The sequence below is a fragment of the Pseudomonas sp. 3HC3 genome, from assembly GCF_044904505.1.
GTDB lineage: Bacteria > Pseudomonadota > Gammaproteobacteria > Pseudomonadales > Pseudomonadaceae > Aquipseudomonas > Aquipseudomonas putida_Y.
Genome location: NZ_JADDRH010000001.1, coordinates 1 through 23,678, shown reverse-complemented (window position 1 = coordinate 23,678; position 23,678 = coordinate 1). Strand labels below are relative to the sequence as shown.

Genomic DNA, 23,678 nt, shown 5'->3' with positions numbered 1-23,678 from the left:
CCGCAGGGTGATTGTCGCGGGTACTTAAGCCAGAACGGCTTTAGCTTTCTCGACAATCGCAGCAAACGCCGCTTTTTCGTTCACTGCCAGATCAGCCAGAACCTTACGGTCGATTTCGATCGAAGCCTTTTTCAGGCCAGCAATCAGACGGCTGTAGGACAGACCGTTGGTGCGGGCACCGGCGTTGATACGAGCGATCCACAGTGCGCGGAACTGACGCTTCTTCTGGCGACGGTCGCGGTAGGCGTATTGGCCTGCCTTGATGACCGCTTGCTTGGCTACACGGAATACGCGCGAACGTGCACCGTAGTAACCTTTAGCCAGTTTCAGAATTTTTTTGTGACGCTTACGAGCGATAACGCCGCGCTTAACACGAGCCATGAGTAACTTCCTCTATCTTAACCAGAATTAACGAACGCGCAGCATGCGCTCGACTTTTGCGACGTCGGACGGGTGCAGCAAGCTGGCACCGCGCAGTTGACGCTTACGCTTGGTCGACATTTTGGTCAGGATGTGGCTCTTGAAAGCGTGCTTGTGCTTGAAGCCCGAAGCTGTCTTCAGGAAGCGCTTCGCAGCACCGCTCTTGGTTTTCATTTTTGGCATGTTGGAACTCCGCATTCGATAAAATTACACATAATCATCAGGCCTGCCGTGCCCGGGAGATTACTTCTTTTTCTTGGGGGCGATGACCATCATAAGCTGGCGTCCTTCCATCTTCGGATGCTGCTCAACGGTGCCGTATTCGGCGAGGTCGGCTTCGACCCGCTTCAACAGCTCCATGCCCAGCTCCTGGTGGGCCATCTCACGACCACGGAATCTCAGAGAGATCTTGGCCTTGTCCCCATCGGTAAGGAAACGTACCAGGTTGCGTAGTTTTACCTGGTAATCCCCATCCTCCGTCCCTGGACGAAACTTGATTTCTTTGATCTGGATCTGCTTCTGGTTTTTCTTGGCTTCGTTAGCCTGCTTCTTCTTCTCGAAGAGGTGCTTGCCGTAGTCCATGACCTTGCAGACGGGCGGTACCGCGTCTGCAGAGATTTCTACCAGGTCCAGCTTCGCTTCATCAGCGATACGCAGCGCTTCATCAATCGAGACGATGCCAACCTGCTCGCCGTCTGCGCCAATTAACCGAACCTCGCGGGCCGAGATATTCTCGTTGATCGGGGCCTTCGGTACAGCACGCTTATCGTTTCTCATTTCACGCTTAATAGTCATTACTCCGATTCTTGGCGACCACGCCGGGAAACCGCTTGTGTCAGTAGCTCAACGAATTGGGCGACGGGCATGGAGCCCAGGTCTGCGCCTTCGCGAGTACGCACAGCGACGGTTTGCGTTTCGACTTCGCGGTCCCCTATAACCAAAAGGTACGGGACCTTGAGCAAAGTATGCTCGCGGATTTTAAAGCCGATCTTCTCATTTCTCAAGTCCGACTTGGCACGGAAACCGCTTCCGTTCAGAGATTTCTCAACCTCAAGGGCAAAATCGGCCTGTTTGTCGGTGATATTCATGATCACCGCCTGGGTTGGGGCCAGCCACGCCGGGAACACGCCAGCGTAGTGTTCGATCAGCATGCCGATGAAGCGCTCGAACGAACCGAGGATGGCGCGGTGCAGCATGACCGGGCGAACTCGGCTGTTATCTTCGGCAATATAGCTGGCATCCAGACGCTCTGGCAGGTTCGGGTCGTACTGCAGGGTACCGCATTGCCAGTTACGGCCGAGACAGTCGCGCAGGGTGAACTCGATTTTCGGGCCGTAGAAGGCGCCCTCGCCAGGCTGGTATTCCCACTCAAGGCCGGATTCGTTCAGGGCGTCGGCCAGCGCGGTTTCAGCGCGGTCCCACAACTCTTCGGAACCGACACGCTTGGCCGGGCGAGTGGACAGTTTCATGGCGATGTCGCTGAAACCGAAGTCCTTGTACACGTCCAGGGTCAGCTTGATGAAGTCGGCGGCTTCTTTCTTCACCTGTTCTTCGGTGCAGAAAATGTGCGCGTCGTCCTGTACGAAGCCACGCACGCGCATGATGCCGTGCAGTGCGCCGGACGGCTCGTTACGGTGGCAAGCACCGAACTCGGCCAGACGCAGCGGCAGGTCACGGTAGCTTTTCAGGCCCTGGTTGAACACCTGCACGTGGCACGGGCAGTTCATCGGTTTTACCGCGTAGTCACGGCTTTCCGACGAAGTGGTGAACATGTTCTCGGCATAGTTGGACCAGTGGCCGGAACGCTCCCACAGGATGCGGTCGACAACCTGCGGGGTCTTGATTTCCTGGTAGCCGTTTTCGCGCTGCACGCCACGCATGTACTGCTCGAGTACCTGGTAGACGGTCCAGCCGTTGGCGTGCCAGAACACCATGCCCGGGGCTTCTTCCTGCAGGTGGAACAGGTCGAGCTGCTTGCCGATCTTGCGGTGGTCGCGTTTTTCGGCTTCTTCGATGCGCTGGATGTACGCAGCCAGCTGCTTCTTGTCAGCCCAGGCGGTGCCGTACACGCGCTGCAGCTGCTCATTCTTGGCATCGCCGCGCCAGTAGGCGCCGGACAGCTTGGTCAGCTTGAATGCCTTGAGGAAGCGGGTGTTAGGCACGTGCGGGCCACGGCACATGTCGACGTATTCTTCGTGGTAGTACAGGCCCATGGCCTGTTCATCCGGCATGTCTTCGACCAGACGCAGCTTGTAGTCTTCGCCACGGGCCTTGAACACCTCGATGACTTCGGCGCGCGGGGTCATTTTCTTGACCACGTCGTAGTCTTTTTCGATCAGCGCCATCATGCGCTTTTCGATGGCGGCCATGTCTTCTGGCGTGAAGGGGCGCTCATAGGCGATGTCGTAATAGAAGCCTTCGTCGATCACCGGGCCGATCACCATCCTGGCAGTCGGGTACAGCTGTTTCACGGCGTGGCCGACCAAGTGGGCGCACGAGTGACGGATGATCTCCAGTCCCTCTTCATCTTTAGGGGTGATGATCTGCAGGGTGGCGTCGTTGCTGATCAGGTCACACGCATCGACCAGCTTGCCGTCGACCTTGCCGGCCACAGTGGCCTTGGCCAGGCCAGCGCCGATGGAAGCGGCTACTTCGGCTACGGATACGGCGTGATCGAACGAACGTTGACTGCCATCGGGAAGAGTAATAACGGGCATGGCGCCTCCTCTCCTAGTGGTGACCCCTACCAAAGGTCACGTGGGTTGGGATGAGCCAGTACAAGATCCGACCTGCCTTCCGGTAAAAGGAAGCCTGCCCCACAGTGGCAGAAGCCTTTCGGCTTGTCAGGAACGAACCAGAGTGACTGGAAAGAAAAAAGATAGCTGCAGCCGGCAACAGCGCGACCGCAAGCCGGGCATGCTAGCACGCGGGTTGCACCCCAGGCAGAAATATTTGGAAATTGCACCGCAGCGGTGAACTAACGCGGAAAAATACCGCTCAGACTTTGGGAAGCAACCTACTCTTGATGAGACCTTAACCCAAGGAGTAACTGGTGATGCGAGTTCCGTCTCTTCTGGCCCTGGCGGCCGCTGGCGCCCTGCTGCTGCCCATGGCTGCGAACGCCGGCAACTTCCCCCCCGGGAAGGAGGCCGGCTACATGACCCAGTGCACGCAAGTGGCCAGCGGCCAGGGCGTTGACGCTGCCACCGCGAAAAAGCACTGCGACTGCGGCGCGCAAGCTATCAAAAAGAACTTCACCGACGCCGAGATTGCCGACCTCGACAGCAAGGACGGCGTTGACGCCAAGCTGATGCAGAGGGCGCAGATGGTGGTGAAACAGGCCTGTGCACCGAAGAGCTGAAACCTTAAAGTCAGCGACGACCAGCCATTCTTTGAGCTGGATCAATATCCTGCGAAGGTAAAAGGCGCTAGATGCGCAGAATTAGACTATGATGTATCCCGTGCTCCGTAGCCTCGGCCGCATTGCACCAATGAAAAAACTAAATGTTCTGGAGATTCACCCATGTCCAATCGCCAACAAGGCACCGTCAAATGGTTCAATGATGAGAAAGGCTACGGCTTCATCACCCCAGCAGGCGGCGGCGACGACCTGTTCGTACACTTCAAAGCCATCGAATCTGACGGCTTCAAGAGCCTGAAAGAAGGCCAGACTGTTTCCTTCGTCGCCGAGCGCGGCCAGAAGGGCATGCAGGCTGCACAGGTTCGTCCGGAGTAATTCGGATAGCTGTAAAAAAACCCGCCCTTGTGGCGGGTTTTTTTATGGGTGATTGCATCATCTGAGTGGGGCGGGATTGCCTGCGAAACAGACTTTAGGGTGAAAGGCACGGGCTTCGCCCGTGTTCGCGGGTGAACCCGCTCCTACAGGCGACTGCGCAGGCTTTTCACATTTTGCGCAAGGCAGTTGCCCCCGCGTGCATCAACCGCAGTTGACGCGGGTTACCCTGCCCTGCTCGTCCACGTTCAGGTTCAGGCGCTCTGAGCGGTACTCCAGGGTGACCACATCGCGCGGCTTGAGAATGCGCGCCATCTGCGAGCCGCTGGCCTTGCGTGCCTGCTCCAGCAATTCGGCACTGGCCTGTTTGCCAATGGCAAAGTCGGCACCACTGGCCTGGCAGCGACCATCGTTGCCAGCTGGGGCGGCCGGCGCAGCCCCACCATCAGCGTTGCCACCAGTGCTGCAACCCGCCAGGACAGCAGCCACAGCCAAAGTTGCCAGGTAAGCACGGGTACGGAACATGAAGCCTCCTAAATCGGTCCGGGAACTGCCTGATCCGACAGCTCCGCTCATCATTTGTTGCAAAACCTGTCAAGTCTGCCTGAACTGTAGCAGGGAGGCGAAAAGCAATCGTGACCGGATTTTGCACAACGTGCTGTGTTTGCCATATGCTTAGCCCGCACGGTCACCGGCGCAAAGCCATGATTTGCTGCAAGAAGTGGAGCGCATCCCGCCTCCATCGAACACCAGGGTCAGGTGTTCCTCCTTCGTTCCGGGCCCCCAGCGAGAGCTTTTCATGAGCACCCACAGCATCGATGCCGATATCAAGGTCAAATGGGCCGAGGGCCAGAGCGCGTACAGCCCTGGCACTCCGGAAGAGTTGCTGTTGATCGCCATCGACCTGTTGGTGCGCGACAACGGTGCCGAGGCGGCACGCAGCTTCATCGACCAGGTGTTCGAGCGCTACGCGCCGCACGCAGCTATTCCAATCGCGCCAGACGGGCACTGAGCAGGTCGAACAGCCCCTGGGCATCACCCTGCTCCACCCACAGCACATTCGCTGGCTGCTTGAGCACGCCGTACCAGTCCGCAATTGTCTGGCCGAAAGTGGGCCCTTCGCGGCTGTCGATGCTCATGTGGATGCGCCGACCACTGAACAGCTCGGGCTTTAACAGGTAGGCGATGACACTGGCGTCATGCACAGGGCCACCGGGCATGCCGTACAGGTCCATGTCGTGGGTGATGTAGGCATTGAGGATGTCCACCACGCGCTTGCTGGCCTGGTTGTTCACGGCTGCCAGTTGCGTCAGGCGGGCGTTGCTGGTCAGCAGCTTGTGGGTGACGTCCAGAGGCAGGTAGGTCAGCTGCACGCCGCTGGCCAGCACCACTTCGGCGGCGTGCGGGTCGGCATAGAGGTTGAACTCCGCCACCGGGGTGATGTTGCCGCCGTTGAAATGCGCTCCCCCCATGACCACCACCTCTTTGATGCCTTTGACGATGCCTGGGCGCTGGATCAGCGCCAGGGCCAGGTTGGTCTGCGGGCCGAGCATGGCGACGGTGATGCTGTGCGGTTTGGCTGCGCCGAGGGTATCGACCAGGTATTGCACGGCATTGCCCTGGGCCAAGGGCGCTTTCGGCTCGTGCACCTGGACACCGGTGAGGCCTTCTTCGCCATGAACGTCGGCGGCGTAGATAGGCGTGCGCACCAATGGGCGGCCGGCACCGGCGTACACCGGGATGTCTTCGCGCCCGGCCCATTCGCGGGCCAGGCGGGCATTGCGCGAGGTCTTGTCCAGGCGCACGTTGCCGGCCACGGTGGTGATGGCGCGGATATTGAGCTCTTTGGGCGAAGCCATGGCCAGAAACAGCGCAACCACATCGTCGGCGCCGGGATCGGTGTCAATGATCAGGTCGATGGGGGCGGCCTGGAGGGTCGAGGCTGTGGCCATGAAGACGATTCCTTGTAGCAGGGACTTGAGCATGGGTGGCACTCCTGTTGCCTATGAATCATTCGTTTGCCCCCCCCCGGTGTCTTTTGTGGAAACGGCTAAAAGGTGACGCCGGAGATGAGTGCAATGTTGCTGTAGGGCTGGCACTCGCCTGTACGCACCACCGCACGGGCACTGCGCGAAAGTACTTTGAAATCCTCATGGGCCAGCCATTCGCGCTTGCCCAGCTTGCCCTTCAATCGCTCGATTTCGACCAGCGCGGGTGGCACCACTTTTTGCATTTCTTCAGCCAGCACGTGCCGCTCAACCTGCAATTCGCTCAGCACCACTCGCAGCACGCTGGCGAAGTCCGGCAGGCCAGGCGTAATGGCCAGGTCGATAAATTCCACCCCCGGCGGCACCGGCAGCCCGGCATCGCCGATCACCAGGATATCGCCATGCCCCATGCCGGCAATGACCCGCGACAGGGCAACGTTCAACAGTGGGGTTTTCTTCATGGCGTCAGCTCCGCCAGGTAGGGAATCGACGGTTGGGCACCGGCACGGGTAACCGACAATGCTGCGGCACGCTGACCAAAGATGATCGCCTCACCCTCCTCCAACCCACGTACCAGGCCGGCAGCAAAGCCACCAATGAAGGTATCGCCGGCAGCGGTGGTGTCCAGCGGTTGCACGTGCGGCGCAGGATAGTGCTGATGGCCTTGGGCGGTAACCAGCAAGGCACCTTGCGCACCCAAGGTAATGATCACTTTGCCTGCCCCCAGCTGCAGCAAGCACTCGCCGGCGCGCCGGGCACTGTCCTGATCGGTCACCGCCACACCGGTCAAGGCTTCGGCCTCGCTTTCGTTAGGGGTAAGGTAATCGATATGCGCAAACCAGTCCGCTGGCAAGGGGCCGGTAGCAGGCGCCGGGTTCAGGATGACCTGCTTGCCCAGTTCACGCGCCCTGGCCAGCGTGCAAGCCACAGTGTCAGTCGGCACTTCCAGTTGGCAGATGACCACCTCGGCGGCCTGCAGCAGCGCATCGAAGCGCAGCACCGACTGCGGCGTCAGCAGGCCGTTGGCGCCGGGAACGATGACAATACAGTTCTGGCTGGCGGCATCCACCGTGATCAGCGCCACACCGCTGGACACGCCTGGGCAGGTGCTGACGCCCTGACAGTCGACCCCCTCGACGTATAAGGCCCGGTGCAGTTGCCGACCGTAATCATCATCCCCAACATTGCCGATCATCGCCACGCTGCCGCCCAGCCGCGCAGCCGCCACGGCCTGGTTGGCACCCTTGCCGCCCGGCACCGTGAAAAAGCTATCGCCGGGGAGTGTTTCGCCGGCCCGTGGCAGGCGCTGGGCGCGGGCCACCAGGTCCATATTGAGGCTGCCGACCACCACAACCTTGGCATTCATGACATTTCCTTAGCGTTAGCGGTAATCATTGAACAGGTCCGGGCGCGGCCCGGTGGACTCACGCAAGACGATACGCGGGGCGACAATGCGCTGCTCCGCCGCGCCTTGCCGGGGTGTAGCGATACGCGTCAGCAGCAACGAGGCAGCGCTCTCGCCCAGCTCGCGAATCGACTGGCCCACTGTGGTCAGCGGTGGGTACACGTAGCGGCTCAGTTCGATGTCGTCGAAGCCGATCACCGACAGCTCGCCGGGTACGCTGATATTGCGTTCGGCTGCAGCACGCAGCACACCAAAGCCGATCATGTCGTTACCGGCAAAGATCGCCGAGGGCCGTTTGCCTTCCAGCATCTGCGCCGCCGCTGCATGGCCGCCCGGGCTGGTGAAGTCGCAGTGCAGTACACGGCTACCCAGCACAGGCGCCCCGGCTTCAGCCATGGCACGGCGGAAGCCGCTCAGGCGCAGCTGGGTAACCCCGGTTTCGGCGGGGCCGCCGATATAGGCGACGTCGCGATGGCCAAGCCCCAGCAGGTGCTGGGTGGCCAGGTACGCCCCTTGCTCGTGGTCAATGCGCACCAGGTCGGCATCGACGCCTTCCAGTTCACGGTCGACGATGACCATTGGCGTGCGCACACTGGCCAGGCTTTGCAGCAGGTCATCGTCCTGGCCCACCGAGGCCACTACCAGGCCGTCGATGCGCTTTTCCAGCAGCACGCGCAGGTAGCTGCGCTGCTTCTGCGGGTTGTCGTCGGAGTTGCACAGGATCACGCAATAGCCGTTGCGCTCGCAGGCGTCTTCGATACCCCGCGCCAGCTCGGCGAAGTACGGGTTGACGCTGTTGGGCACCAACAGGCCGATGGTGGCCGTGCTGCGCGCCTTCAGCGAGCGCGCCACCGCGCTGGGCACGTAATCCAGCTCAATGATGGCGGCTTCCACTTTCAGCCGCACCTGCTCGCTGACCGGACGGGTCTTGTTGAGTACATGAGACACGGTGGTGTACGAAATGCCCGCCAGTGCCGCGACGTCTTTGATGGTTGCCATGTTGTCAGTTCCGCCGGCCTGAACGCCGGCTACGGTAAGTGTCGAGCACCACGGCGATGACGATCACCGCCCCGGTGATGATGCGTTTGGTCGGCTCGCTGGCACCGATCTGCGCCAGCCCGGCGGCCAATACGGAAATGATCAGTACGCCAAAGAAGGTGCTGATGACCGAGCCACGCCCACCCATCAGGCTAGTGCCGCCGATCACGACGGCGGCAATGACCTGCAGCTCCAGGCCAGAGCCGGCATTGGGGTCGGCCGCTTCCAGGCGTGAGATCTGGAACAGCGCGGCCAGGCCGGCGAGCAGGCCCATCAGGGCGAACACCAGCACTTTGTAGGGGCGCGGATCGATACCGGCCAGGCGCACGGCCTCTTCATTGGTGCCGATACCGATCAGGTAACGACCGAATACCGTGCGCGTCAGGACCAACTGGGCGAGCACGATCACCAGCAAGGCGATGATGAACGCTGGCGAAACACCAAAGGCGACCGGGTTGGAGAACCAGGCATAGGCGTCGCCGATATAGGCGGTGCGCGAGTCGGTGAACTGGTAGGCCAAGCCACGGGCCATCTCCAGCACACCAAGCGAAACGATGAACGACGGGATGCGCCAGGCCACGGTGACGCTACCGGTAATGCTGCCGGCCAGCGCGGCCACGGCCATGCCCAGTAGCGCCGAGGGCAGCACGCCCCAGCCCCAGCCGAGTATCGCCACGCTAACCGTCGAGGCAGCCAGCGCCAGCACCGAGCCCACCGACAGGTCGATGCCGCCGATGATCAGCACAAAGGTCATGCCCACCGCCAGCACCATCAGGTCCGGGATCTGGTTGGCCAGCGTGCTGAAAGTGCCATACGACCAGAAGTGGCTGCTGAGGAACGAGAACAGCACGATCATCGCCAGCAAGGCGCCAGCCAGGCCCAGATAGGTGCCCAGGCCAAAGTACGTACCGCTGCGGCGCACGGGGGCGGCTTCCTGGTTGTTGAGCGGGGTGGTTTTCATGCATCCATCCTGGGGGCTGCATCATGCAGCAGTGCGTCACGTTTCTGATAACCGGCGAAGGCGGCGGCAAGCAACTGGTCCTGGCTCCAATGATCACGCGCGAAGGTGTCGATCAGGCGGCCGGCGGACAGCACGGCGATGCGGTCGCAAATCAGCATCAGTTCGCGCAGGTCACTGGACACCACCACCAAGGCCTTGCCTTGACGCGCCAGCTCGGCCAGCAGGCCATAGATGTCGAACTTGGCGCCCACATCGATGCCACGCGTGGGTTCGTCGAACAGCAGCACCTGGCAATCGCGCTCCAGCCAGCGGCCAATTACCACCTTCTGCTGGTTACCGCCAGACAGCTCGCCCACCACTTGCTGCGCACCAGCACTGCGAATGCGCATGGCCTGGATCTGGCGTTCGGCCAAGGCCTTTTCCGCCTCGCCATCAAGCACGCCGGCCCGCGATACCGCGCCCAGGTTGCCCAACGCAATGTTTGCGCTGATCGACTGCGTCAACAACAGGCCCTCGCCTTTGCGGTCTTCGGTTATCAGCGCGATGCCGGCCCGCACTGCAGCCTTGGGCGAGTCGATGTTTACCGCCTGCGGCGGTTGGCCCAGCGCGATACAGCCGCTGTCGGCGCGATCGGCACCGTAGATCAGGCGCAACAGCTCGGTACGGCCGGCGCCGATCAGACCGGAGATGCCAAAAATTTCCCCTGCCCTGACTTCGAACGACACCTCGCGCACCTTGTCGCCGCGGCACAACTTGTCAACCTTGAGCAGCGGTGCACCTATCTGCCGCCGGCCCAGGTCGATATGCTCGCCCAGCTCGCGGCCGACCATCAGGTTGACCAGTTCGGCGCTGCTGTAGCGCTGGATCGGCTCGTCGCACACCAGTTTGCCATCGCGCAGCACAACGATGCGTTGCGCCACGCGCTGCAACTCTTCCAGGCGATGCGAGATATAAACAATGGCCACGCCACGCGCACGCAGGCGCTCGATCTGGGTGAACAGCAACTCCACCTCGCGCGCAGTGAGCATGGCCGTGGGTTCGTCCAGGATCAGTACATGGCAGTCACCGATCAGGTTGCGGGCAATCTCGACCATCTGCTGATGGCCGATGCCCAGCTCGCCGACCGGGGTGTCCGGGTCGATGGCGTCGAGCCCGACCCGGGCCATGGCGGCCATTGCCAGTTGGCGCAGGCGCTTGTGGCTGATCCAGCCAAAGCGGCTGGGCAAGTTGTCGAGAAACAGGTTCTCCGCCACAGTCAGCGTCGGCAGCAGGTTCAACTCCTGCATGACCATGCGCACACCTAGGCGTTCGGCCTCACTGCGACTGCCGGGCGCGTAGGCCTGGCCGCGGTAGGTCATGTGCCCGGTGGTGGGCAGCTCCAGGCCACCGATGAGCTTGGACAACGTGCTCTTGCCAGCGCCGTTCTCGCCGGTCAGGGCCAGCACTTCACCGGCGTGCAGGTTCAGGCTGACCTCGCCGAGCACGGGCTGGGCGTAGGTCTTGCCCAGGCCGCTGGCGGCGAGCACCACTTCATTGGCCGATGCAGGCATGGCCGATTCTCCTGGCAGCATCAGGGCTTCTTGGTGATGAGTTCGACCGGGGTCTGGATGACGTTGTCGGCATCCACATCTGGTTTTTCGCCCTTGACCATTTTCAGCGCCGCCTGAATGCCGTACACCGCCTGCTGGCTGGCGGCCTGGTCGAGGGTGGCAAGCACGCGACCGTCTGCAAGCATTGGCTTGATGGCATTGATGTTGTCATAGCCCACCACTTGCACCTGGCCGGTCTTGCCAGCGGCACGCACGGCGGACACAGCGCCCAACGCCATGCTGTCGTTGCCAGCCAGCAAGGCCTTCAGGTCGGGGTATTCGTTGAGCATGGAGGCTGCGACGGCGTTGCCTTTGTCGATCTCCCAATTGCCGCTTTGTACCGAGACGATGTTCATCTGCGCGGCATTCATGGCGTCCTTGAAGCCGGCGGTGCGCTGCTGGGCATTGGTGGTGGTCGGCACGCCTTCGATAATGCCCACCTGGTCGCCGGCCTTGAGCTTCTGGCTGGCCAGGTAATCGCCAACCAGGCGCGCGCCTTTACGGTTGTCGGGGCCGACGAAGGGAACGCTGATGCCTTTGCTCTTGAGCAGATCAGGGTCCAGACGGTTGTCGATATTGATCACCACCACCCCCTGGTCCATGGCCTTCTTCACCGCCGACACAAGTGCCTTCGAGTCAGCCGGCGCAATGACCAGGGCCTTGGCGCCGGCATTGACCATCTGCTCGACGATGCGGATCTGCTCGCCAGTGTCGGTTTCGTTCTTGATACCGTTGGCGATCAGGTCGAACTCGTCGGCGTGGGACTTCTGGTAGTCCTTGGCGCCGTCTTCCATGGTGCGGAAGAACTCGTTGGCCAGCGACTTCATGACAAGGGCGACTTTGGGCTTGTCTTCGGCGTGGGCAGCAGACAATGGCAAGGCGAGGCTAAGCGAGGAAATGACAGCGAGGGCCAGCAGACGACCGGGGAACGGCAGCTTCATGGACGATGACTCCGAATCTTGTGTTTTTTATCGGATCGCAAACGTTTGCGTTGACCAACTATGGTAACAGGACCGTTGTTTGTCAAATCCGTTTGGCTATCGGAGGCCAGAGTGCTGCTGAGGCCGATTATGCAGAATTTCCGAAAACCCGAACACCTTTACCTTTTTTGTTCGGAATTGCGAATGCAGCTCCCCCCTTTTTTGCAGGCGCGGTCTCGCGTCACGAATGCGTCGCGCGGCGCCCCCGGCTCGGTGCAACACCACGCATTGCCGGGGCTGCCAAGCAGCCCATTGCAACGCCAGGCCGCTCCCACCCAGGCAGCGCGTGGTGCCTTGGTACGAAAAATGCCTGTAGCCGTGCGCGACTCAATAACTATCTCACTAGGAAGCGAGAACAATAACGATGAATGCCGCACTGAAAACCTTCGCCCCCAGCGCACTCGCCCTGCTGCTGATCCTGCCAACCAGTGCCTCGGCCAAAGAAGCCGAAACCCAACAGAAGCTGGCCAACGTGGTCATCCTCGCCACCGGCGGCACCATTGCCGGCGCCGGTGCCAGCGCTGCCAACAGCGCCACTTACCAGGCTGCCAAGCTGGGCGTCGACAAGCTCATCGCCGGTGTACCAGAACTGGCCGACATCGCCAACGTACGCGGCGAACAAGTGATGCAGATCGCCTCCGAGAGCATCAGCAATGACGACCTGCTGAAACTGGGCAAGCGCGTCGCCGAGCTGGCCGAAAGCAAGGACGTCGACGGTATCGTCATCACCCACGGCACCGACACCCTCGAAGAAACCGCCTACTTCCTCAACCTGGTAGAGAAGACCGACAAGCCAATCGTGGTGGTCGGCTCGATGCGCCCAGGTACCGCCATGTCCGCCGACGGCATGCTCAACCTGTACAACGCCGTGGCCGTAGCCAGCGACAAACAGTCGCGTGGCAAAGGCGTACTGGTGACCATGAACGACGAGATCCAGTCCGGCCGCGATGTGAGCAAGGCGGTCAACATCAAGACCGAAGCCTTCAAGAGCGCCTGGGGCCCGATGGGCATGGTAGTTGAAGGCAAATCGTACTGGTTCCGCCTGCCGGCCAAGCGCCATACGGTCAATTCCGAGTTCGACATCAAGCAGATCAGCAGCCTGCCGCAGGTAGACATTGCCTATGGCTATGGCAACGTCACCGACACCGCCTACAAGGCGCTGGCGCAAAACGGCGCCAAGGCGCTGATCCATGCCGGTACCGGCAACGGTTCGGTATCGTCGCGGGTAGTCCCGGCGCTGCAAGAACTGCGCAAGAACGGCGTGCAGATCATCCGCTCGTCGCATGTCAACCAGGGTGGTTTCGTACTGCGTAACGCCGAACAGCCGGATGACAAAAACGACTGGGTCGTGGCTCACGACCTGAACCCGCAGAAGGCGCGGATCCTGGCGATGGTGGCAATGACCAAGACCCAGGACAGCAAGGAACTGCAGCGCATCTTCTGGGAATACTGAGTGTTCCCCCCTCAGGGCCGGTGCGCCGGCTCTGAGGGCCTCACTGCCCCCTCCTGAACCGCACAGACACTGAGGGTGAAAACCGGCGACATCGCTTACCTTTCTGACCGGCCTCATGGTTTACAGGCCAACACTGGATTTCTCCTGACAAGCTGTTGCGAATTTACTTACAGTGAAATACTGTACGTGCATACAGCAAAAACAAGGAAATTCCTGTGTCCAGCACCGCCTCCGCCACCCCGAGCAGCTATGAACAGCTGGGTGTACGCATCCAGAAGATCATCAACAGCCCCACCGCCCAGCGCAGCCGCGCGGCGCTGATCTTCCGCCTGGAACAGGAAAGCCCGGATGACTGGGAAACCCTGCTTCAGGAGATTGCCGAGAACGACAACGTCACCCTCGCCCACCGTGACGATGGCGGCGTGCAGATTTTCTGGACCGTACCAAAGGAAGACTGACTGCGCATGAGAGTTTCGTTTTTCGCAGCCGCTTGCCTGTTACTGACCACGCCGTTTGCTCAAGCCGACGCCCCGCGTACCTTCCAGGAGGCCAAGAAGGTCGCCTGGAAGCTCTATGCACCGCAATCGACCGAGTTCTATTGCGGGTGCAAATACAAGGGCAACAAGGTCGACCTGGCGTCCTGCGGCTATACCCCGCGCAAGAATGCCCGGCGCGCCTCGCGCATCGAATGGGAACACATCGTACCCGCCTGGCAGATCGGCCATCAGCGCCAATGCTGGCAGAGTGGCGGGCGCAAGCAGTGCTCGCAGCATGACGAAGTGTACCAGCGCGCCGAAGCCGACCTGCACAACCTGGTGCCAAGCATCGGTGAGGTCAACGGCGACCGCAGCAACTTCAGTTTCGGCTGGCTGCCGGAACAACGCGGCCAGTATGGCCGCTGCCTGACCCAAGTCGACTTCAAGGCCAGGAAAGTGATGCCGCGCCCATCGATCCGCGGCATGATCGCCCGCACCTACTTCTACATGAGCAAGCAGTACAACCTGCGCCTGTCCAAACAGGACCGCCAGCTGTTCGAAGCCTGGAACAAGACCTACCCGCCGCAAGCCTGGGAGCGGCAACGCAACCAACAGGTCGCCTGCGTGATGGGGCGGGGAAACGCATTCGTGGGGCCGGTCAACCTCAAGGCGTGCGGTTGACCCTTAAGCCAGCGCTTGTAAGTAGGCGCTGGCTTCCCGGTAACGGGCCAGCCGCGCCAGATCGGCGGGGCCCGGACAGGGGATGCGCGAGAGATCACTGTTGTCGGCCAGATCAGCCAGCTTGACGGTGCGCGCCAACGGATCACCGCCCAGGCGCACTACGAAATCCTGGTAAGGCTCGCCCTCGCGGCGGCTAAGCGCCAGCAACGCGGCCAGGATTTTCAGCGCGAAGCCCTCACGCGCCAGGTCGGACAGGGTCAGCGGGGTATCTTCGATCACATCGTGAAGCACCGCCACAATCCGCTGTTCAGGTGTGGAAACCCGCATCATCACGCGTAACGGGTGGAGGATATAAGCCGCCCCACCCTTATCGTATTGCCCTTCATGCGCCCTGGCGGCCACGGCAATGGCCCGCTCCAGTGTAGACATGAGGCCCTCCCCGTTTGGCCGCTACCCACCCAAGCATAGCCAAACTTGTGTGAACAGCGCCTGACACAAACCTTGGCTGCGGCGCCTCCGCCCAGGCTTAGGCTCTGTAGGAAAAGCCTTGATACTTGTTCATGCTGCGTTGAAAACAGACCCTAGCGTGATGCGCCGTGCTGGATGACCACCGAATCGGTACCCAGCTTGGCCATCACTTCATCCCTGCGCGCTTGCGCCTCTTCGCGGGTGGGGAACGGCCCCAGCAGCACCACCGGCTTGCCGTCGCGGTACTCCACCGAAGACGGGATGCCCTTTTCGATCAGGCGCGCCGTCATGTCGCTGAGCGCCCCCATGTTGGCGCCCTGCACCACTTCCACATCCCAACCCTGGGGCGCCGGCTGGTCTGCCAGGGCCTCGGCACGCCGCTGCAGGTCGGCGCCGCCGCAAAGCTCGCGGATACGCAGGTTATTGCCGGTATCGTCGACGATGATGTCGTACTGGCCGTCGCGCTTGATCGCCACGTAGCTGCGGTAGGCTTCGTACTGCCCGGCATCGTCCTTGCCGCGCACCTGACCGCAGATGGTGCCTTGGGTGTCGATCCGCACGTTGCCGAACTTGGCGGTCTTGGGGTTGTGCAGGTGTTCGGCCACCTGCTTGTGCACGCCTTCGACCTCGTTCTCACAGCCCGCCAGGGCGAGCACTGCCATTACCACAGCCAGTTTGCGCACGCGTGTACCTCCAGATTCGAAGGGGCGGATTCTAGCACGCCGGGGTATGCCCGAACCGCGACCAAACGTTACACGCTGCTTCGGGCGCAAATGCAAAAAGGGCGATCATTTCTGATCGCCCTTTTTCGATTTGGTAGGCACAATTGGACTCGAACCAACGACCCCCACCATGTCAAGGTGGTGCTCTAACCAACTGAGCTATGTGCCTGTCGTGTGGTGCGCATATTAGTGATCAGATGCGTACCTGTAAAGCTTTTTTTTGAGAAAAATCAAAAACTTTCGCATGCAAGTGCTTCATGCCCATACCGCGGTTTTCAACACACATGGCAATGGACAATGAAAAAAGGGGTGACCCTTTCGGATCACCCCTTTTTCGATTTGGTAGGCACAATTGGACTCGAACCAACGACCCCCACCATGTCAAGGTGGTGCTCTAACCAACTGAGCTATGTGCCTGTCGTGTGGTGCGCATTCTACGCATTACAAAAACCCTGTCAACACTTTTTTTCGCGCTAACCTACTGAATCTTAAACTCTTTATATAAAGGCGGGCTGAAGGGTATCCCGTAAAGGATTTTCACCAGACGACTAGCGGGTGTTTATTATTATTGATAGCATCGGTACATTCGTTAAAAATATAAAACACGAGGTTCCTGCAGCATGGCTAACACCCCCTACCCCCAGTCCTACTACGCCGCCTCGGCCAACCCGGTGCCGCCACGTCCGGCGCTGCAGGGTGAGGTGGAAACCGATGTGTGCATCATCGGTGCCGGCTACACCGGCCTGTCCAGCGCCCTGTTCCTTCTGGAGAACGGCTTCAAGGTAAGCATCGTCGAAGCGGCCAAGGTCGGCTTTGGCGCATCGGGCCGCAACGGCGGTCAGATCGTCAACAGCTACAGCCGCGACATTGATGTCATCGAACGCACCGTTGGCCCCAAGCAGGCACAACTGCTGGGCCACATGGCCTTCGAGGGCGGGCGCATCATTCGTGAGCGCGTGGCCAAGTACAACATTCAGTGCGACCTGAAAGATGGTGGCGTATTCGCCGCCCTTACCAGCAAGCAGATGGGCCACCTGGAATCGCAAAAGCGCCTGTGGGAACGCTTTGGCCATAATCAGCTGGAGCTGATGGACCAGAAGCGCATCCGCGAAGTGGTTGCCTGCGACAGCTACATTGGCGGCATGCTCGACATGAGCGGCGGCCACATCCACCCGCTGAACCTGGCCCTGGGCGAAGCTGCCGCGGTCGAGTCGCTGGGTGGCATCATCTATGAGCAAACCCCGGCCGTGCGCATCGAACGTGGCGCCAACCCGGTCGTGCATACCCCGCAGGGCAAGGTCCGCGCCAAGTTCATCATCGTTGCCGGCAACGCCTACCTGGGCAACCTGGTACCCGAGCTGGCCGCCAAGTCCATGCCATGCGGCACGCAGGTGATCACCACCGAGCCACTGGGCGAAGAACTGGCACGCACCCTGCTGCCGCAGGACTACTGCGTCGAGGATTGCAACTACCTGCTCGACTACTATCGCCTGACCAGCGACAAGCGCCTGATTTTCGGTGGCGGCGTGGTGTACGGCGCGCGTGACCCGGCCAACATCGAGGCGATCATCCGCCCGAAAATGCTCAAGGCCTTCCCGCAGCTGAAGAACGTGAAGATCGACTACGCCTGGACCGGTAACTTCCTGCTGACCCTGTCGCGCCTGCCACAGGTTGGCCGGATCGGCGACAACATCTACTACTCGCAGGGTTGCTCGGGCCACGGCGTGACCTATACCCACCTGGCGGGCAAGGTACTGGCCGAGGCCCTGCGCGGCCAGGCAGAGCGCTTCGACGCCTTTGCCGGCCTGCCGCACTACCCGTTCCCGGGTGGCCAGATGCTGCGCGTACCCTTCAGCGCCATCGGTGCCTGGTACTACAGCCTGCGCGATCGCCTGGGCTTCTGATTCAGGCAAGCCCGCGCCCACAGGATTTGTGCTATTTGCACAGTCCGTGTGGGCGCGGGCTTACCTGCGAAGGGGCAGGCACTGGCAGCGCTATTTGTTCAGGCTATTTACCGCCTGCTTCGCCGCAATCTCTTGCCCCGCCTTGGCCAGTTCATCCGCAGCGTGCAACCACCGCTGGCGATCAACCTGAGCCGGCAGTTGCCGAGGTGGCTGCACCAGCACCGCCCAACTCCCCTGCTTCGCCCACGCCGATGCAAAGTCATCGAATGCCATCATCTGCCGCCGGTGCATACCCGAGCGCAGCAGCACCCGCTGCTTGTAACGGTCATACCCCATCAACACCGCATAGCGCGGCTCGCTCCACCAGGCCGAACCTTCCTCGTAACGCAGCAGCACCGGGTTGCCCGCTGCCACCTGGGTCAGCAGCGCGTCCAGTTGCTTGTCCAGCGGGTACACCACCCTGCCGTAGTCCCGCGCCACACGGGGAATAGCGGTATCCAGCGTTTCGGCGCCCTGAGGCAGGTTCAGCGGCTTATCCAGCAAGCCCGGCGTAATAGGTGCCCCCTGCTGCGACAGCACTGCCGCCAGCGCCATGGCCCCGCTGTGGTTGGCGTTGCCACGGTAGAACGGCACGCTGCTGATTTCGACCCGCTGCGGCAGGCCCTTGAGGTTACCGGGCGGTGCGCTGGCGCAGCCGGCCAGGGTGGCAGCCAGCAGACAGGCGGCCAGTAACCGCCGGGGGGCAGCCTTGAAGGAATGTTGCTCCATGGACACTCGCTTGTTCCAACGCCAGGCAGGCAGCGCCCGGCTCTGGCCACCGATCATAGGTCCGACAGCCGCGCGGGTATAGTCCGACAGCGCCTTGGAGCGAATCGGCACTAGAGATCGACCATTGTTCGATGGAACGTCACAGGCGAAGGGCTAGACTAAAGCAGTGTCTGGAAGGTAAACGCGGGCCAATCAAGCGCTTGCCGTAGAGATGGAGGCACAGATGAGCCTGACCATGGCAATACTCATGCTGGTAGGCATGTGGCTAAGCGTCGCAGCCGCCATGCTGTGGGGTGTACTGCGTATCGTGCGGCGTCATGCACACCATCACCACCTGCCACCGCAGGCCCCGCCAAGGCCACAGCCGGTATCACGGGCGCGGCGGCATGCCGGGGTGAGCTAACCTCAGGATTTTCTGAAGCCCACTCACCGACAAGCCCGCTGCACAGGTATTTCGCAATGCCAGTGGGACGCGAGGTACCTGTAAGAGCGGGCTTGTCGGTGAGGGGGGCGCAATGCGCCCCTTTTTTACATCAACCTTCAGCCGCCTCACGCTTCAAACGCGCCCGGCGGGCCAGGATGTTGAGGACCTCGATAGCCGTCGAGAACGCCATGGCCGCATACACATAGCCCTTGGGGACATGGGCGCCGAAGCCTTCGGCGATCAGCGTCATGCCGATCATGATGAGGAAGCCCAGCGCCAGCATGACCACGGTCGGGTTGTCGTTGATGAAATTGGCCAGCGGATCGGCTGCCACCATCATCACGATCACAGCAGTGATAACGGCGATAATCATGATAGGCAGGTGCTCGGTCATGCCCACGGCGGTGATGATGCTGTCGACCGAGAAGACGATGTCCAGCAGCAGGATCTGGAAGATCGCCGCAGCAAAGCCCAGAGTAACCGTGGAGGAGACTTTGGCTTCCTCCTTGGCGCCATGCGGGTCGACGTTTTCGTGAATCTCCTTGGTCGCCTTCCACAGCAGGAAAAGACCACCGGCAATCAGGATCACATCCTTCCACGAGAAGGCGTTGCCGAACACTTCGAACACCGGGTCGGTCAGCTGAACGATCCAGGCCACGGTGCTGAGCAAGGCCAGTCGCATGACCAAAGCCATGCTGATACCGATACGGCGCGCCTTGGAGCGGTACTCCACCGGCAGTTTGTTGGTCAGGATCGAGATGAAGATCAGGTTGTCGATGCCCAGTACAATTTCCATGGCCACCAGCGTAGCCAGGGCAACCCAGGCGGTCGGGCTAGCGGCGAGTTCCAGCAAATATTCCATTGTTCAAATCCTGCAGCGTCGGTTGGGGTCAGATTTCCTGGGTTTCTTCTTTCTTCTCGGCATCCTTGGGCTTGTGCCCTTCGCTGCCGATGGCTTCGCTCAGCGCCTGCTGGGCAGCCTTGTTGGTGTCGTCGATGGCCTGCTTGGCCGACTGCGCTGCCTGGTCGAGCATCTGCTGGGCGGATTTCTCGGCCTGGTCGCAGCCTGCCAGGGTGAACAGGGCCAAAGCCAGCACCAACGGGGTGCCAATGGATTTGAATTGCAGCATGGTGTCCTCGCTTGAAATAACCCGGCGGCGCATGGCGCCTGGTAGCCGTGCATTCTAGAGACGGCAATAGTTCAGGAAAATTCGTATTTTCATGGCATATACTTCGGTTTTTACGAATCGGAACGACCGACGGTGCTTAACTATCGCCAGCTGCATTACTTCTGGGCCGTGGCCAAGACGGGCAGCATCACCCGCGCCAGCCAACAGCTGAACCTCACACCGCAAACCATCAGCGGGCAGATCACCCTGTTCGAGCAAACCTACGGCCTGGAACTGTTCCAGCGCGCCGGCCGGCAGCTGGAACTGACCGAAACCGGCCGCCAGGCCCTGGTGTATGCAGAACAGATGTTTCAGATTGGCAGCGAGCTTGAAGCCATGCTGCGCGCCGGCCCTCAGGAGCAGATCCTGTTTCGTGTGGGGGTGGCTGACGTGGTGCCCAAATCCATTGTCTACCGCCTGCTGGCACCGACCATGGATCTGGAGGAGGTGCTGCGCATCAACTGCCGCGAGGACAAACTCGAGCGGTTACTGGCAGACCTGGCTATCCAGCGCCTGGACCTGGTGATTTCCGACAGCCCCATGCCCAACCACCTGGACATCAAGGGCTACAGCCAGAAGCTGGGCGAGTGCGGGCTGAGCTTCTTCGCCACCCCGGCGCTGGTACAACGGCTGGACGGTCCTTTTCCAGCGTGTCTGCAGGATGCTCCGCTGCTTGTTCCCGGCCAGGAGACCGTGGTACGCAGCCGCCTGCTGCGGTGGCTGGGCGAGCAGCAGGTGCAGCCACGGATCGTGGGGGAGTTCGATGACAGTGCCTTGATGCAAGCGTTCGGGCAGTCGGGCAGCGGCATTTTCGTTGCTCCCAGCGTAATCGCCGAAGAGGTGTGCCGTCAGTATGGCGTGCAACTGATCGGGCAAACCGAAGCCGTGCACGAATCGTTCTATGCCATTTCGGTGGAGCGCAAGGTCAAGCACCCAGGGATCGTGGCGATTACCGAGGGGGCGCGGCGGGAGTTGTTTCACTGGTAGCCGTAAAAGCCTGATTGACTACGAGCACGGGCCGGCATGCGCCATAGGTGCTCTATGGTAAAGTCCGCCCTTTCCAGATTCCGAGATACCGCTGCACATGACCCCTTTTCTCCGCCTCCTCAACCGCACCAGCCTGGTGACCCAGATCGTCATCGGCCTGCTCGCCGGCATCGCCCTCGCCCTGCTGGCACCTGCCATCGCCCGTGACCTGGCCTTTCTTGGCAAGGTGTTCGTCAGTGCCCTGAAGGCGGTTGCGCCCGTGCTGGTGTTCATCCTGGTCATGGCTTCGGTCGCCAACCATCGTCACGGCCAGGAAGTCCACATTCGCCCGATCCTCTGGCTGTACCTGCTGGGCACCTTTGCCGCTGCAGTGGTGGCCGTGGTTGCCAGCATGCTGTTCCCCTCGCACCTGGCGCTAAGCACCAGCGAAGCCACGCTGAGCGCGCCAGGCGGCATCGCCGAGGTGATGCAGAACCTGCTGCTGAGCGCGGTAGACAACCCGGTCAATGCCCTGCTCAATGCCAACTTCATCGGCGTGCTGACCTGGGCCGTCGGCTTGGGCGTGGCCCTGCGCCATGCCGGCGAAACCACCCGCACCGTGGTCGCAGACCTGTCCAATGGCGTCACCCTGATCGTGCGCATGGTCATCCGCTTCGCCCCGCTGGGCATTTTTGGCCTGGTCAGCTCCACCCTGGCACAGTCTGGCCTGGACGCCCTGCTCGGCTACCTGCACCTGCTGGCGGTACTGATTGGCTGCATGCTATTCGTGGCGCTGGTGATGAACCCGCTGATCGTGTTCTGGAAGATCCGCCGCAACCCCTACCCACTGACACTGCTGTGCCTGCGTGAAAGCGGCATTACTGCGTTCTTCACCCGCAGTTCGGCCGCCAACATCCCGGTTAACCTGGCATTGTCGGAACGCCTTGGCCTGCATAAAGACACTTACTCGGTGTCGATCCCGCTGGGCGCGACCATCAACATGGCCGGTGCGGCAACCACCATTACCGTGCTGACCCTGGCCGCAGTGCATACCCTGGGTATCCAGGTGGACCTGCCAACTGCCGTGCTGCTCAGCGTGGTGGCGGCAGTGTGCGCCTGCGGCGCCTCGGGCGTGGCCGGGGGTTCGCTGCTGCTGATTCCGCTGGCGTGCAGCCTGTTTGGCATCCCAAGCGAAATTGCCATGCAGGTAGTGGCGGTGGGCTTCATCATTGGCGTGTTGCAGGATTCGGCCGAAACGGCGCTGAATTCTTCGACCGATGTGCTGTTCACTGCGGCGGCGTGTCAGGCTGAAGAGCGGCGTAACGGCTAAGCGCGCGGGGGCCGCATTGCGGCCCCAATTGCCTTACGCGATGGCATTACCTACCCTAGTGGCCTTTCCCCAGCCACGAGACAGGGCCATGTCAGAACACGAAACCGCAGGTGAAGGCCGCTTCAACAGCATCGAGATCCGCGTTCTCGGCTCGCTGATCGAAAAGCAGGCCACAAGCCCGGAAAGCTACCCGCTGACCCTCAATGCCCTGGTCCTGGCCTGCAACCAGAAGACCAGCCGCGAGCCGGTGATGAACCTCACCCAAGGCCAGGTCGGCCAGGCGCTGCGCGCCCTCGAAGGTCAGGGCATGACCCGCCTGCAGATGGGCAGCCGTGCCGACCGCTGGGAACATCGGGTAGACAAGGCACTGGAGCTGGTGCCAGCACAGTTGGTGCTGATGGGCCTGATGTTCCTGCGGGGCCCGCAAACCCTCAACGAACTGCTGACCCGTAGCAACCGCCTGCACGACTTTGACGACACCGAGCAGATCCAGCATCAGCTGGAGCGCCTGATCTCGCGGGACCTGGCCTTGCACCTGCCACGTCAGGCCGGCCAGCGTGAAGACCGCTACACCCATGCCTTGGGCGACCCGGCGGAAATCGAGGCGATTCTCGCTGCACGCCAACAGGAAGGCGGCGCGCGCAACAGTGGCGGCAGTGTGTCAGAAGACCGCATCGAAGCCCTCGAAGCCCGCATTGCGGCGCTGGAAGCGCGCCTGGCCGAGCTGGAAGGCTGAGCCGTCACAGCTCGGGGTCGGGGAAATTGCGGCAGCTCTTGCGCTCGGCCAGCTCCCGGTCAGTGGGGCGCTGGTCGACGAACACAGCGCGACCGTCGGCGTAGATTTCCAGGTAGCCCCAGTGCAGGTCCTGCTCTTGCTGCCCGGGCTTTGGGGGGACTAGCCACCAGGGTTCGCGGCTGATCAGGGTCATGCGGGGGATTCCTGAGGGGTTTACGTGTAAGCATAGACACCTTCAGGTTGATGCTTTGCTTGTACCGGCCCTTTCGCGGGTGAACCCGCTCCTACAGCGGTCTGTGTCCAACTCCCGATGTGTGTCCACCACCAATCTGTGTAATCGATGGACTCGCCCCCGCCGAGGCATCACAGTGCCACGGTGGTGTTCGAAGAAGCCAACGGCAGCGAGGGCGAGACCATGAAAAAGCATAGTTCGAAACACGATTCCCTGTCTTCCACTGATGTGGAGC

29 protein-coding genes and 2 tRNA genes are annotated in these 23,678 nt (G+C 61.3%); 11 read left to right on the top strand and 20 right to left on the bottom strand.

Annotated features, from left to right (window positions below; genetic code table 11):
• Nucleotides 1–24: 24 nt before the first annotated feature.
• From rplT to thrS, 4 genes are read right to left on the bottom strand one after another with little or no spacing between them, the layout of a single operon-like run.
• Nucleotides 25–381, bottom strand: coding sequence for a 50S ribosomal protein L20 (gene rplT / locus INQ47_RS00155; RefSeq protein WP_003250671.1), 357 nt, complete (start codon nucleotides 379–381; stop codon nucleotides 25–27).
• A gap of 27 nt (nucleotides 382–408) precedes the next feature.
• Nucleotides 409–603 carry a 50S ribosomal protein L35 gene (gene rpmI / locus INQ47_RS00150; RefSeq protein ID WP_003250667.1) on the bottom strand — a complete coding sequence of 65 codons (195 nt, stop codon included), beginning with the start codon at nucleotides 601–603 and terminating at the stop codon, nucleotides 409–411.
• Between the two features lie 60 nt (nucleotides 604–663).
• Entirely contained in the window at nucleotides 664–1,215 is a 552-nt protein-coding gene (infC, locus tag INQ47_RS00145) for a translation initiation factor IF-3 (RefSeq protein ID WP_012052879.1), read from the bottom strand.
• Entirely contained in the window at nucleotides 1,215–3,137 is a 1,923-nt protein-coding gene (thrS, locus tag INQ47_RS00140) for a threonine--tRNA ligase (protein ID WP_252460016.1), read from the bottom strand. The genes infC and thrS overlap by 1 nt, the downstream gene beginning before the upstream one ends.
• A gap of 338 nt (nucleotides 3,138–3,475) precedes the next feature.
• Here thrS and INQ47_RS00135 point away from each other — a divergent pair, with 338 nt between their 5' ends.
• Both INQ47_RS00135 and INQ47_RS00130 read left to right on the top strand, forming a co-directional pair.
• The gene (locus INQ47_RS00135; RefSeq protein ID WP_404700711.1) at nucleotides 3,476–3,781 is read left to right on the top strand and encodes a hypothetical protein; all 306 of its coding nucleotides are present in this window, start codon (nucleotides 3,476–3,478) and stop codon (nucleotides 3,779–3,781) included.
• A gap of 162 nt (nucleotides 3,782–3,943) precedes the next feature.
• Nucleotides 3,944–4,156 carry a cold-shock protein gene (locus INQ47_RS00130; protein ID WP_003250656.1) on the top strand — a complete coding sequence of 71 codons (213 nt, stop codon included), beginning with the start codon at nucleotides 3,944–3,946 and terminating at the stop codon, nucleotides 4,154–4,156.
• 201 nt (nucleotides 4,157–4,357) lie between these two features.
• Here the strand turns inward: INQ47_RS00130 and INQ47_RS00125 are convergent, their stop codons facing one another.
• Nucleotides 4,358–4,678, bottom strand: a complete 321-nt coding sequence (locus tag INQ47_RS00125; protein WP_176683837.1) for an I78 family peptidase inhibitor — start codon at nucleotides 4,676–4,678, stop codon at nucleotides 4,358–4,360.
• Between the two features lie 274 nt (nucleotides 4,679–4,952).
• Between INQ47_RS00125 and INQ47_RS00120 the strand changes: the two genes are divergently transcribed.
• Nucleotides 4,953–5,165, top strand: a complete 213-nt coding sequence (locus INQ47_RS00120) for a hypothetical protein (RefSeq protein WP_003250649.1) — start codon at nucleotides 4,953–4,955, stop codon at nucleotides 5,163–5,165.
• Here INQ47_RS00120 and INQ47_RS00115 read toward each other — a convergent pair.
• The 7 genes from INQ47_RS00115 to INQ47_RS00085 form a co-directional block, all read right to left on the bottom strand.
• Entirely contained in the window at nucleotides 5,137–6,138 is a 1,002-nt protein-coding gene (locus INQ47_RS00115; RefSeq protein ID WP_021782773.1) for a nucleoside hydrolase, read from the bottom strand. The two genes, INQ47_RS00120 and INQ47_RS00115, sit on opposite strands and share 29 nt — an antisense overlap.
• Nucleotides 6,139–6,203: 65 nt before the next feature.
• A complete protein-coding gene (gene rbsD, locus INQ47_RS00110; protein WP_021782774.1) occupies nucleotides 6,204–6,602 on the bottom strand; it encodes a D-ribose pyranase in 399 nt (132 codons plus the stop codon).
• The gene (rbsK, locus tag INQ47_RS00105) at nucleotides 6,599–7,507 is read right to left on the bottom strand and encodes a ribokinase (protein ID WP_252460019.1); all 909 of its coding nucleotides are present in this window, start codon (nucleotides 7,505–7,507) and stop codon (nucleotides 6,599–6,601) included. Before rbsK ends, rbsD begins: the two co-directional genes overlap by 4 nt.
• A gap of 15 nt (nucleotides 7,508–7,522) precedes the next feature.
• Complete coding sequence (locus INQ47_RS00100) at nucleotides 7,523–8,545, bottom strand: LacI family DNA-binding transcriptional regulator (RefSeq protein WP_252460021.1); 1,023 nt, start codon at nucleotides 8,543–8,545, stop codon at nucleotides 7,523–7,525.
• A gap of 4 nt (nucleotides 8,546–8,549) precedes the next feature.
• On the bottom strand, nucleotides 8,550–9,545 hold the full coding sequence (locus tag INQ47_RS00095; protein WP_252460022.1) for an ABC transporter permease: 996 nt from the start codon (nucleotides 9,543–9,545) through the stop codon (nucleotides 8,550–8,552).
• The gene (locus INQ47_RS00090; RefSeq protein ID WP_404700710.1) at nucleotides 9,542–11,095 is read right to left on the bottom strand and encodes a sugar ABC transporter ATP-binding protein; all 1,554 of its coding nucleotides are present in this window, start codon (nucleotides 11,093–11,095) and stop codon (nucleotides 9,542–9,544) included. Before INQ47_RS00090 ends, INQ47_RS00095 begins: the two co-directional genes overlap by 4 nt.
• A 20-nt stretch (nucleotides 11,096–11,115) precedes the next feature.
• Nucleotides 11,116–12,075: a sugar ABC transporter substrate-binding protein gene (locus INQ47_RS00085; protein ID WP_021782779.1), complete on the bottom strand. Its 960-nt coding sequence runs from the start codon at nucleotides 12,073–12,075 to the stop codon at nucleotides 11,116–11,118.
• 403 nt (nucleotides 12,076–12,478) lie between these two features.
• Here INQ47_RS00085 and INQ47_RS00080 point away from each other — a divergent pair, with 403 nt between their 5' ends.
• The 3 genes from INQ47_RS00080 to INQ47_RS00070 all read left to right on the top strand — a co-directional run bounded on the left by INQ47_RS00080 (nucleotide 12,479) and on the right by INQ47_RS00070 (nucleotide 14,724).
• Nucleotides 12,479–13,567, top strand: coding sequence for an asparaginase (locus INQ47_RS00080; RefSeq protein ID WP_021782780.1), 1,089 nt, complete (start codon nucleotides 12,479–12,481; stop codon nucleotides 13,565–13,567).
• Nucleotides 13,568–13,782: 215 nt separating this feature from the next.
• Complete coding sequence (locus INQ47_RS00075; RefSeq protein ID WP_004574330.1) at nucleotides 13,783–14,025, top strand: DUF1654 domain-containing protein; 243 nt, start codon at nucleotides 13,783–13,785, stop codon at nucleotides 14,023–14,025.
• Nucleotides 14,026–14,031: 6 nt separating this feature from the next.
• Nucleotides 14,032–14,724 (top strand): endonuclease I family protein, encoded by a 693-nt coding sequence (locus INQ47_RS00070; RefSeq protein WP_339442856.1) that lies wholly within the window; start codon nucleotides 14,032–14,034, stop codon nucleotides 14,722–14,724.
• Nucleotides 14,725–14,727: 3 nt separating this feature from the next.
• On the opposite strand, the gene INQ47_RS00065 is transcribed toward INQ47_RS00070, so the two are convergent.
• The 4 genes from INQ47_RS00065 to INQ47_RS00050 form a co-directional block, all read right to left on the bottom strand.
• Nucleotides 14,728–15,153, bottom strand: a complete 426-nt coding sequence (locus tag INQ47_RS00065; protein ID WP_103469207.1) for a GTP pyrophosphokinase — start codon at nucleotides 15,151–15,153, stop codon at nucleotides 14,728–14,730.
• A 152-nt stretch (nucleotides 15,154–15,305) separates the two neighbouring features.
• Complete coding sequence (locus INQ47_RS00060; protein ID WP_252460025.1) at nucleotides 15,306–15,875, bottom strand: SPOR domain-containing protein; 570 nt, start codon at nucleotides 15,873–15,875, stop codon at nucleotides 15,306–15,308.
• Nucleotides 15,876–16,006: 131 nt separating this feature from the next.
• A tRNA-Val gene (locus tag INQ47_RS00055) sits at nucleotides 16,007–16,083 on the bottom strand.
• Between the two features lie 171 nt (nucleotides 16,084–16,254).
• Nucleotides 16,255–16,331, bottom strand: a tRNA-Val gene (locus tag INQ47_RS00050).
• A gap of 203 nt (nucleotides 16,332–16,534) precedes the next feature.
• Here INQ47_RS00050 and INQ47_RS00045 point away from each other — a divergent pair.
• Nucleotides 16,535–17,818: an FAD-binding oxidoreductase gene (locus INQ47_RS00045; protein ID WP_003250557.1), complete on the top strand. Its 1,284-nt coding sequence runs from the start codon at nucleotides 16,535–16,537 to the stop codon at nucleotides 17,816–17,818.
• Between the two features lie 90 nt (nucleotides 17,819–17,908).
• Here the strand turns inward: INQ47_RS00045 and INQ47_RS00040 are convergent, their stop codons facing one another.
• Entirely contained in the window at nucleotides 17,909–18,643 is a 735-nt protein-coding gene (locus INQ47_RS00040; RefSeq protein WP_021782784.1) for a peptidase C39 family protein, read from the bottom strand.
• A gap of 166 nt (nucleotides 18,644–18,809) precedes the next feature.
• Between INQ47_RS00040 and INQ47_RS00035 the strand changes: the two genes are divergently transcribed.
• A complete protein-coding gene (locus INQ47_RS00035) occupies nucleotides 18,810–18,989 on the top strand; it encodes a hypothetical protein (RefSeq protein ID WP_021782785.1) in 180 nt (59 codons plus the stop codon).
• Between the two features lie 130 nt (nucleotides 18,990–19,119).
• On the opposite strand, the gene INQ47_RS00030 is transcribed toward INQ47_RS00035, so the two are convergent.
• A complete protein-coding gene (locus tag INQ47_RS00030; RefSeq protein ID WP_252460631.1) occupies nucleotides 19,120–19,872 on the bottom strand; it encodes a TerC family protein in 753 nt (250 codons plus the stop codon).
• Between the two features lie 28 nt (nucleotides 19,873–19,900).
• Complete coding sequence (locus INQ47_RS00025) at nucleotides 19,901–20,140, bottom strand: hypothetical protein (RefSeq protein ID WP_021782787.1); 240 nt, start codon at nucleotides 20,138–20,140, stop codon at nucleotides 19,901–19,903.
• Nucleotides 20,141–20,272: 132 nt separating this feature from the next.
• On the opposite strand from INQ47_RS00025, the gene nhaR reads away from it, so the two are divergent.
• From nhaR to INQ47_RS00010, 3 genes are all read left to right on the top strand, one after another.
• Entirely contained in the window at nucleotides 20,273–21,166 is an 894-nt protein-coding gene (gene nhaR, locus INQ47_RS00020) for a transcriptional activator NhaR (RefSeq protein ID WP_021782788.1), read from the top strand.
• Nucleotides 21,167–21,263: 97 nt separating this feature from the next.
• Nucleotides 21,264–22,475 carry a serine/threonine transporter SstT gene (gene sstT / locus INQ47_RS00015; protein WP_252460632.1) on the top strand — a complete coding sequence of 404 codons (1,212 nt, stop codon included), beginning with the start codon at nucleotides 21,264–21,266 and terminating at the stop codon, nucleotides 22,473–22,475.
• Between the two features lie 88 nt (nucleotides 22,476–22,563).
• Nucleotides 22,564–23,211, top strand: coding sequence for a YceH family protein (locus tag INQ47_RS00010; protein ID WP_021782790.1), 648 nt, complete (start codon nucleotides 22,564–22,566; stop codon nucleotides 23,209–23,211).
• Nucleotides 23,212–23,215: 4 nt separating this feature from the next.
• Here the strand turns inward: INQ47_RS00010 and INQ47_RS00005 are convergent, their stop codons facing one another.
• Nucleotides 23,216–23,404: a hypothetical protein gene (locus INQ47_RS00005; RefSeq protein ID WP_209965016.1), complete on the bottom strand. Its 189-nt coding sequence runs from the start codon at nucleotides 23,402–23,404 to the stop codon at nucleotides 23,216–23,218.
• Nucleotides 23,405–23,678 lie beyond the last annotated feature (274 nt).

Bases quoted from the DNA above. Each gene is read 5' to 3' on its own strand.
- INQ47_RS00005 (WP_209965016.1), bottom strand. From the start codon at position 23,404: ATGACCCTGATCAGCCGCGAACCCTGGTGGCTAGTCCCCCCAAAGCCC.
- INQ47_RS00025 (WP_021782787.1), bottom strand. From the start codon at position 20,140: ATGCTGCAATTCAAATCCATTGGCACCCCGTTGGTGCTGGCTTTGGCC.
- rbsK (WP_252460019.1), bottom strand. From the start codon at position 7,507: ATGAATGCCAAGGTTGTGGTGGTCGGCAGCCTCAATATGGACCTGGTG.
- rplT (WP_003250671.1), bottom strand. From the start codon at position 381: ATGGCTCGTGTTAAGCGCGGCGTTATCGCTCGTAAGCGTCACAAAAAA.
- INQ47_RS00120 (WP_003250649.1), top strand. From the start codon at position 4,953: ATGAGCACCCACAGCATCGATGCCGATATCAAGGTCAAATGGGCCGAG.
- INQ47_RS00125 (WP_176683837.1), bottom strand. From the start codon at position 4,678: ATGTTCCGTACCCGTGCTTACCTGGCAACTTTGGCTGTGGCTGCTGTC.
- INQ47_RS00040 (WP_021782784.1), bottom strand. From the start codon at position 18,643: ATGATCGGTGGCCAGAGCCGGGCGCTGCCTGCCTGGCGTTGGAACAAG.
- rbsD (WP_021782774.1), bottom strand. From the start codon at position 6,602: ATGAAGAAAACCCCACTGTTGAACGTTGCCCTGTCGCGGGTCATTGCC.
- INQ47_RS00065 (WP_103469207.1), bottom strand. From the start codon at position 15,153: ATGTCTACACTGGAGCGGGCCATTGCCGTGGCCGCCAGGGCGCATGAA.
- INQ47_RS00070 (WP_339442856.1), top strand. From the start codon at position 14,032: ATGAGAGTTTCGTTTTTCGCAGCCGCTTGCCTGTTACTGACCACGCCG.
- INQ47_RS00095 (WP_252460022.1), bottom strand. From the start codon at position 9,545: ATGAAAACCACCCCGCTCAACAACCAGGAAGCCGCCCCCGTGCGCCGC.
- INQ47_RS00035 (WP_021782785.1), top strand. From the start codon at position 18,810: ATGAGCCTGACCATGGCAATACTCATGCTGGTAGGCATGTGGCTAAGC.
- rpmI (WP_003250667.1), bottom strand. From the start codon at position 603: ATGCCAAAAATGAAAACCAAGAGCGGTGCTGCGAAGCGCTTCCTGAAG.
- INQ47_RS00130 (WP_003250656.1), top strand. From the start codon at position 3,944: ATGTCCAATCGCCAACAAGGCACCGTCAAATGGTTCAATGATGAGAAA.
- infC (WP_012052879.1), bottom strand. From the start codon at position 1,215: ATGACTATTAAGCGTGAAATGAGAAACGATAAGCGTGCTGTACCGAAG.
- sstT (WP_252460632.1), top strand. From the start codon at position 21,264: ATGACCCCTTTTCTCCGCCTCCTCAACCGCACCAGCCTGGTGACCCAG.
- thrS (WP_252460016.1), bottom strand. From the start codon at position 3,137: ATGCCCGTTATTACTCTTCCCGATGGCAGTCAACGTTCGTTCGATCAC.
- INQ47_RS00115 (WP_021782773.1), bottom strand. From the start codon at position 6,138: ATGCTCAAGTCCCTGCTACAAGGAATCGTCTTCATGGCCACAGCCTCG.
- INQ47_RS00085 (WP_021782779.1), bottom strand. From the start codon at position 12,075: ATGAAGCTGCCGTTCCCCGGTCGTCTGCTGGCCCTCGCTGTCATTTCC.
- INQ47_RS00045 (WP_003250557.1), top strand. From the start codon at position 16,535: ATGGCTAACACCCCCTACCCCCAGTCCTACTACGCCGCCTCGGCCAAC.
- INQ47_RS00030 (WP_252460631.1), bottom strand. From the start codon at position 19,872: ATGGAATATTTGCTGGAACTCGCCGCTAGCCCGACCGCCTGGGTTGCC.
- INQ47_RS00080 (WP_021782780.1), top strand. From the start codon at position 12,479: ATGAATGCCGCACTGAAAACCTTCGCCCCCAGCGCACTCGCCCTGCTG.
- INQ47_RS00010 (WP_021782790.1), top strand. From the start codon at position 22,564: ATGTCAGAACACGAAACCGCAGGTGAAGGCCGCTTCAACAGCATCGAG.
- INQ47_RS00090 (WP_404700710.1), bottom strand. From the start codon at position 11,095: ATGCCTGCATCGGCCAATGAAGTGGTGCTCGCCGCCAGCGGCCTGGGC.
- INQ47_RS00100 (WP_252460021.1), bottom strand. From the start codon at position 8,545: ATGGCAACCATCAAAGACGTCGCGGCACTGGCGGGCATTTCGTACACC.
- INQ47_RS00135 (WP_404700711.1), top strand. From the start codon at position 3,476: ATGCGAGTTCCGTCTCTTCTGGCCCTGGCGGCCGCTGGCGCCCTGCTG.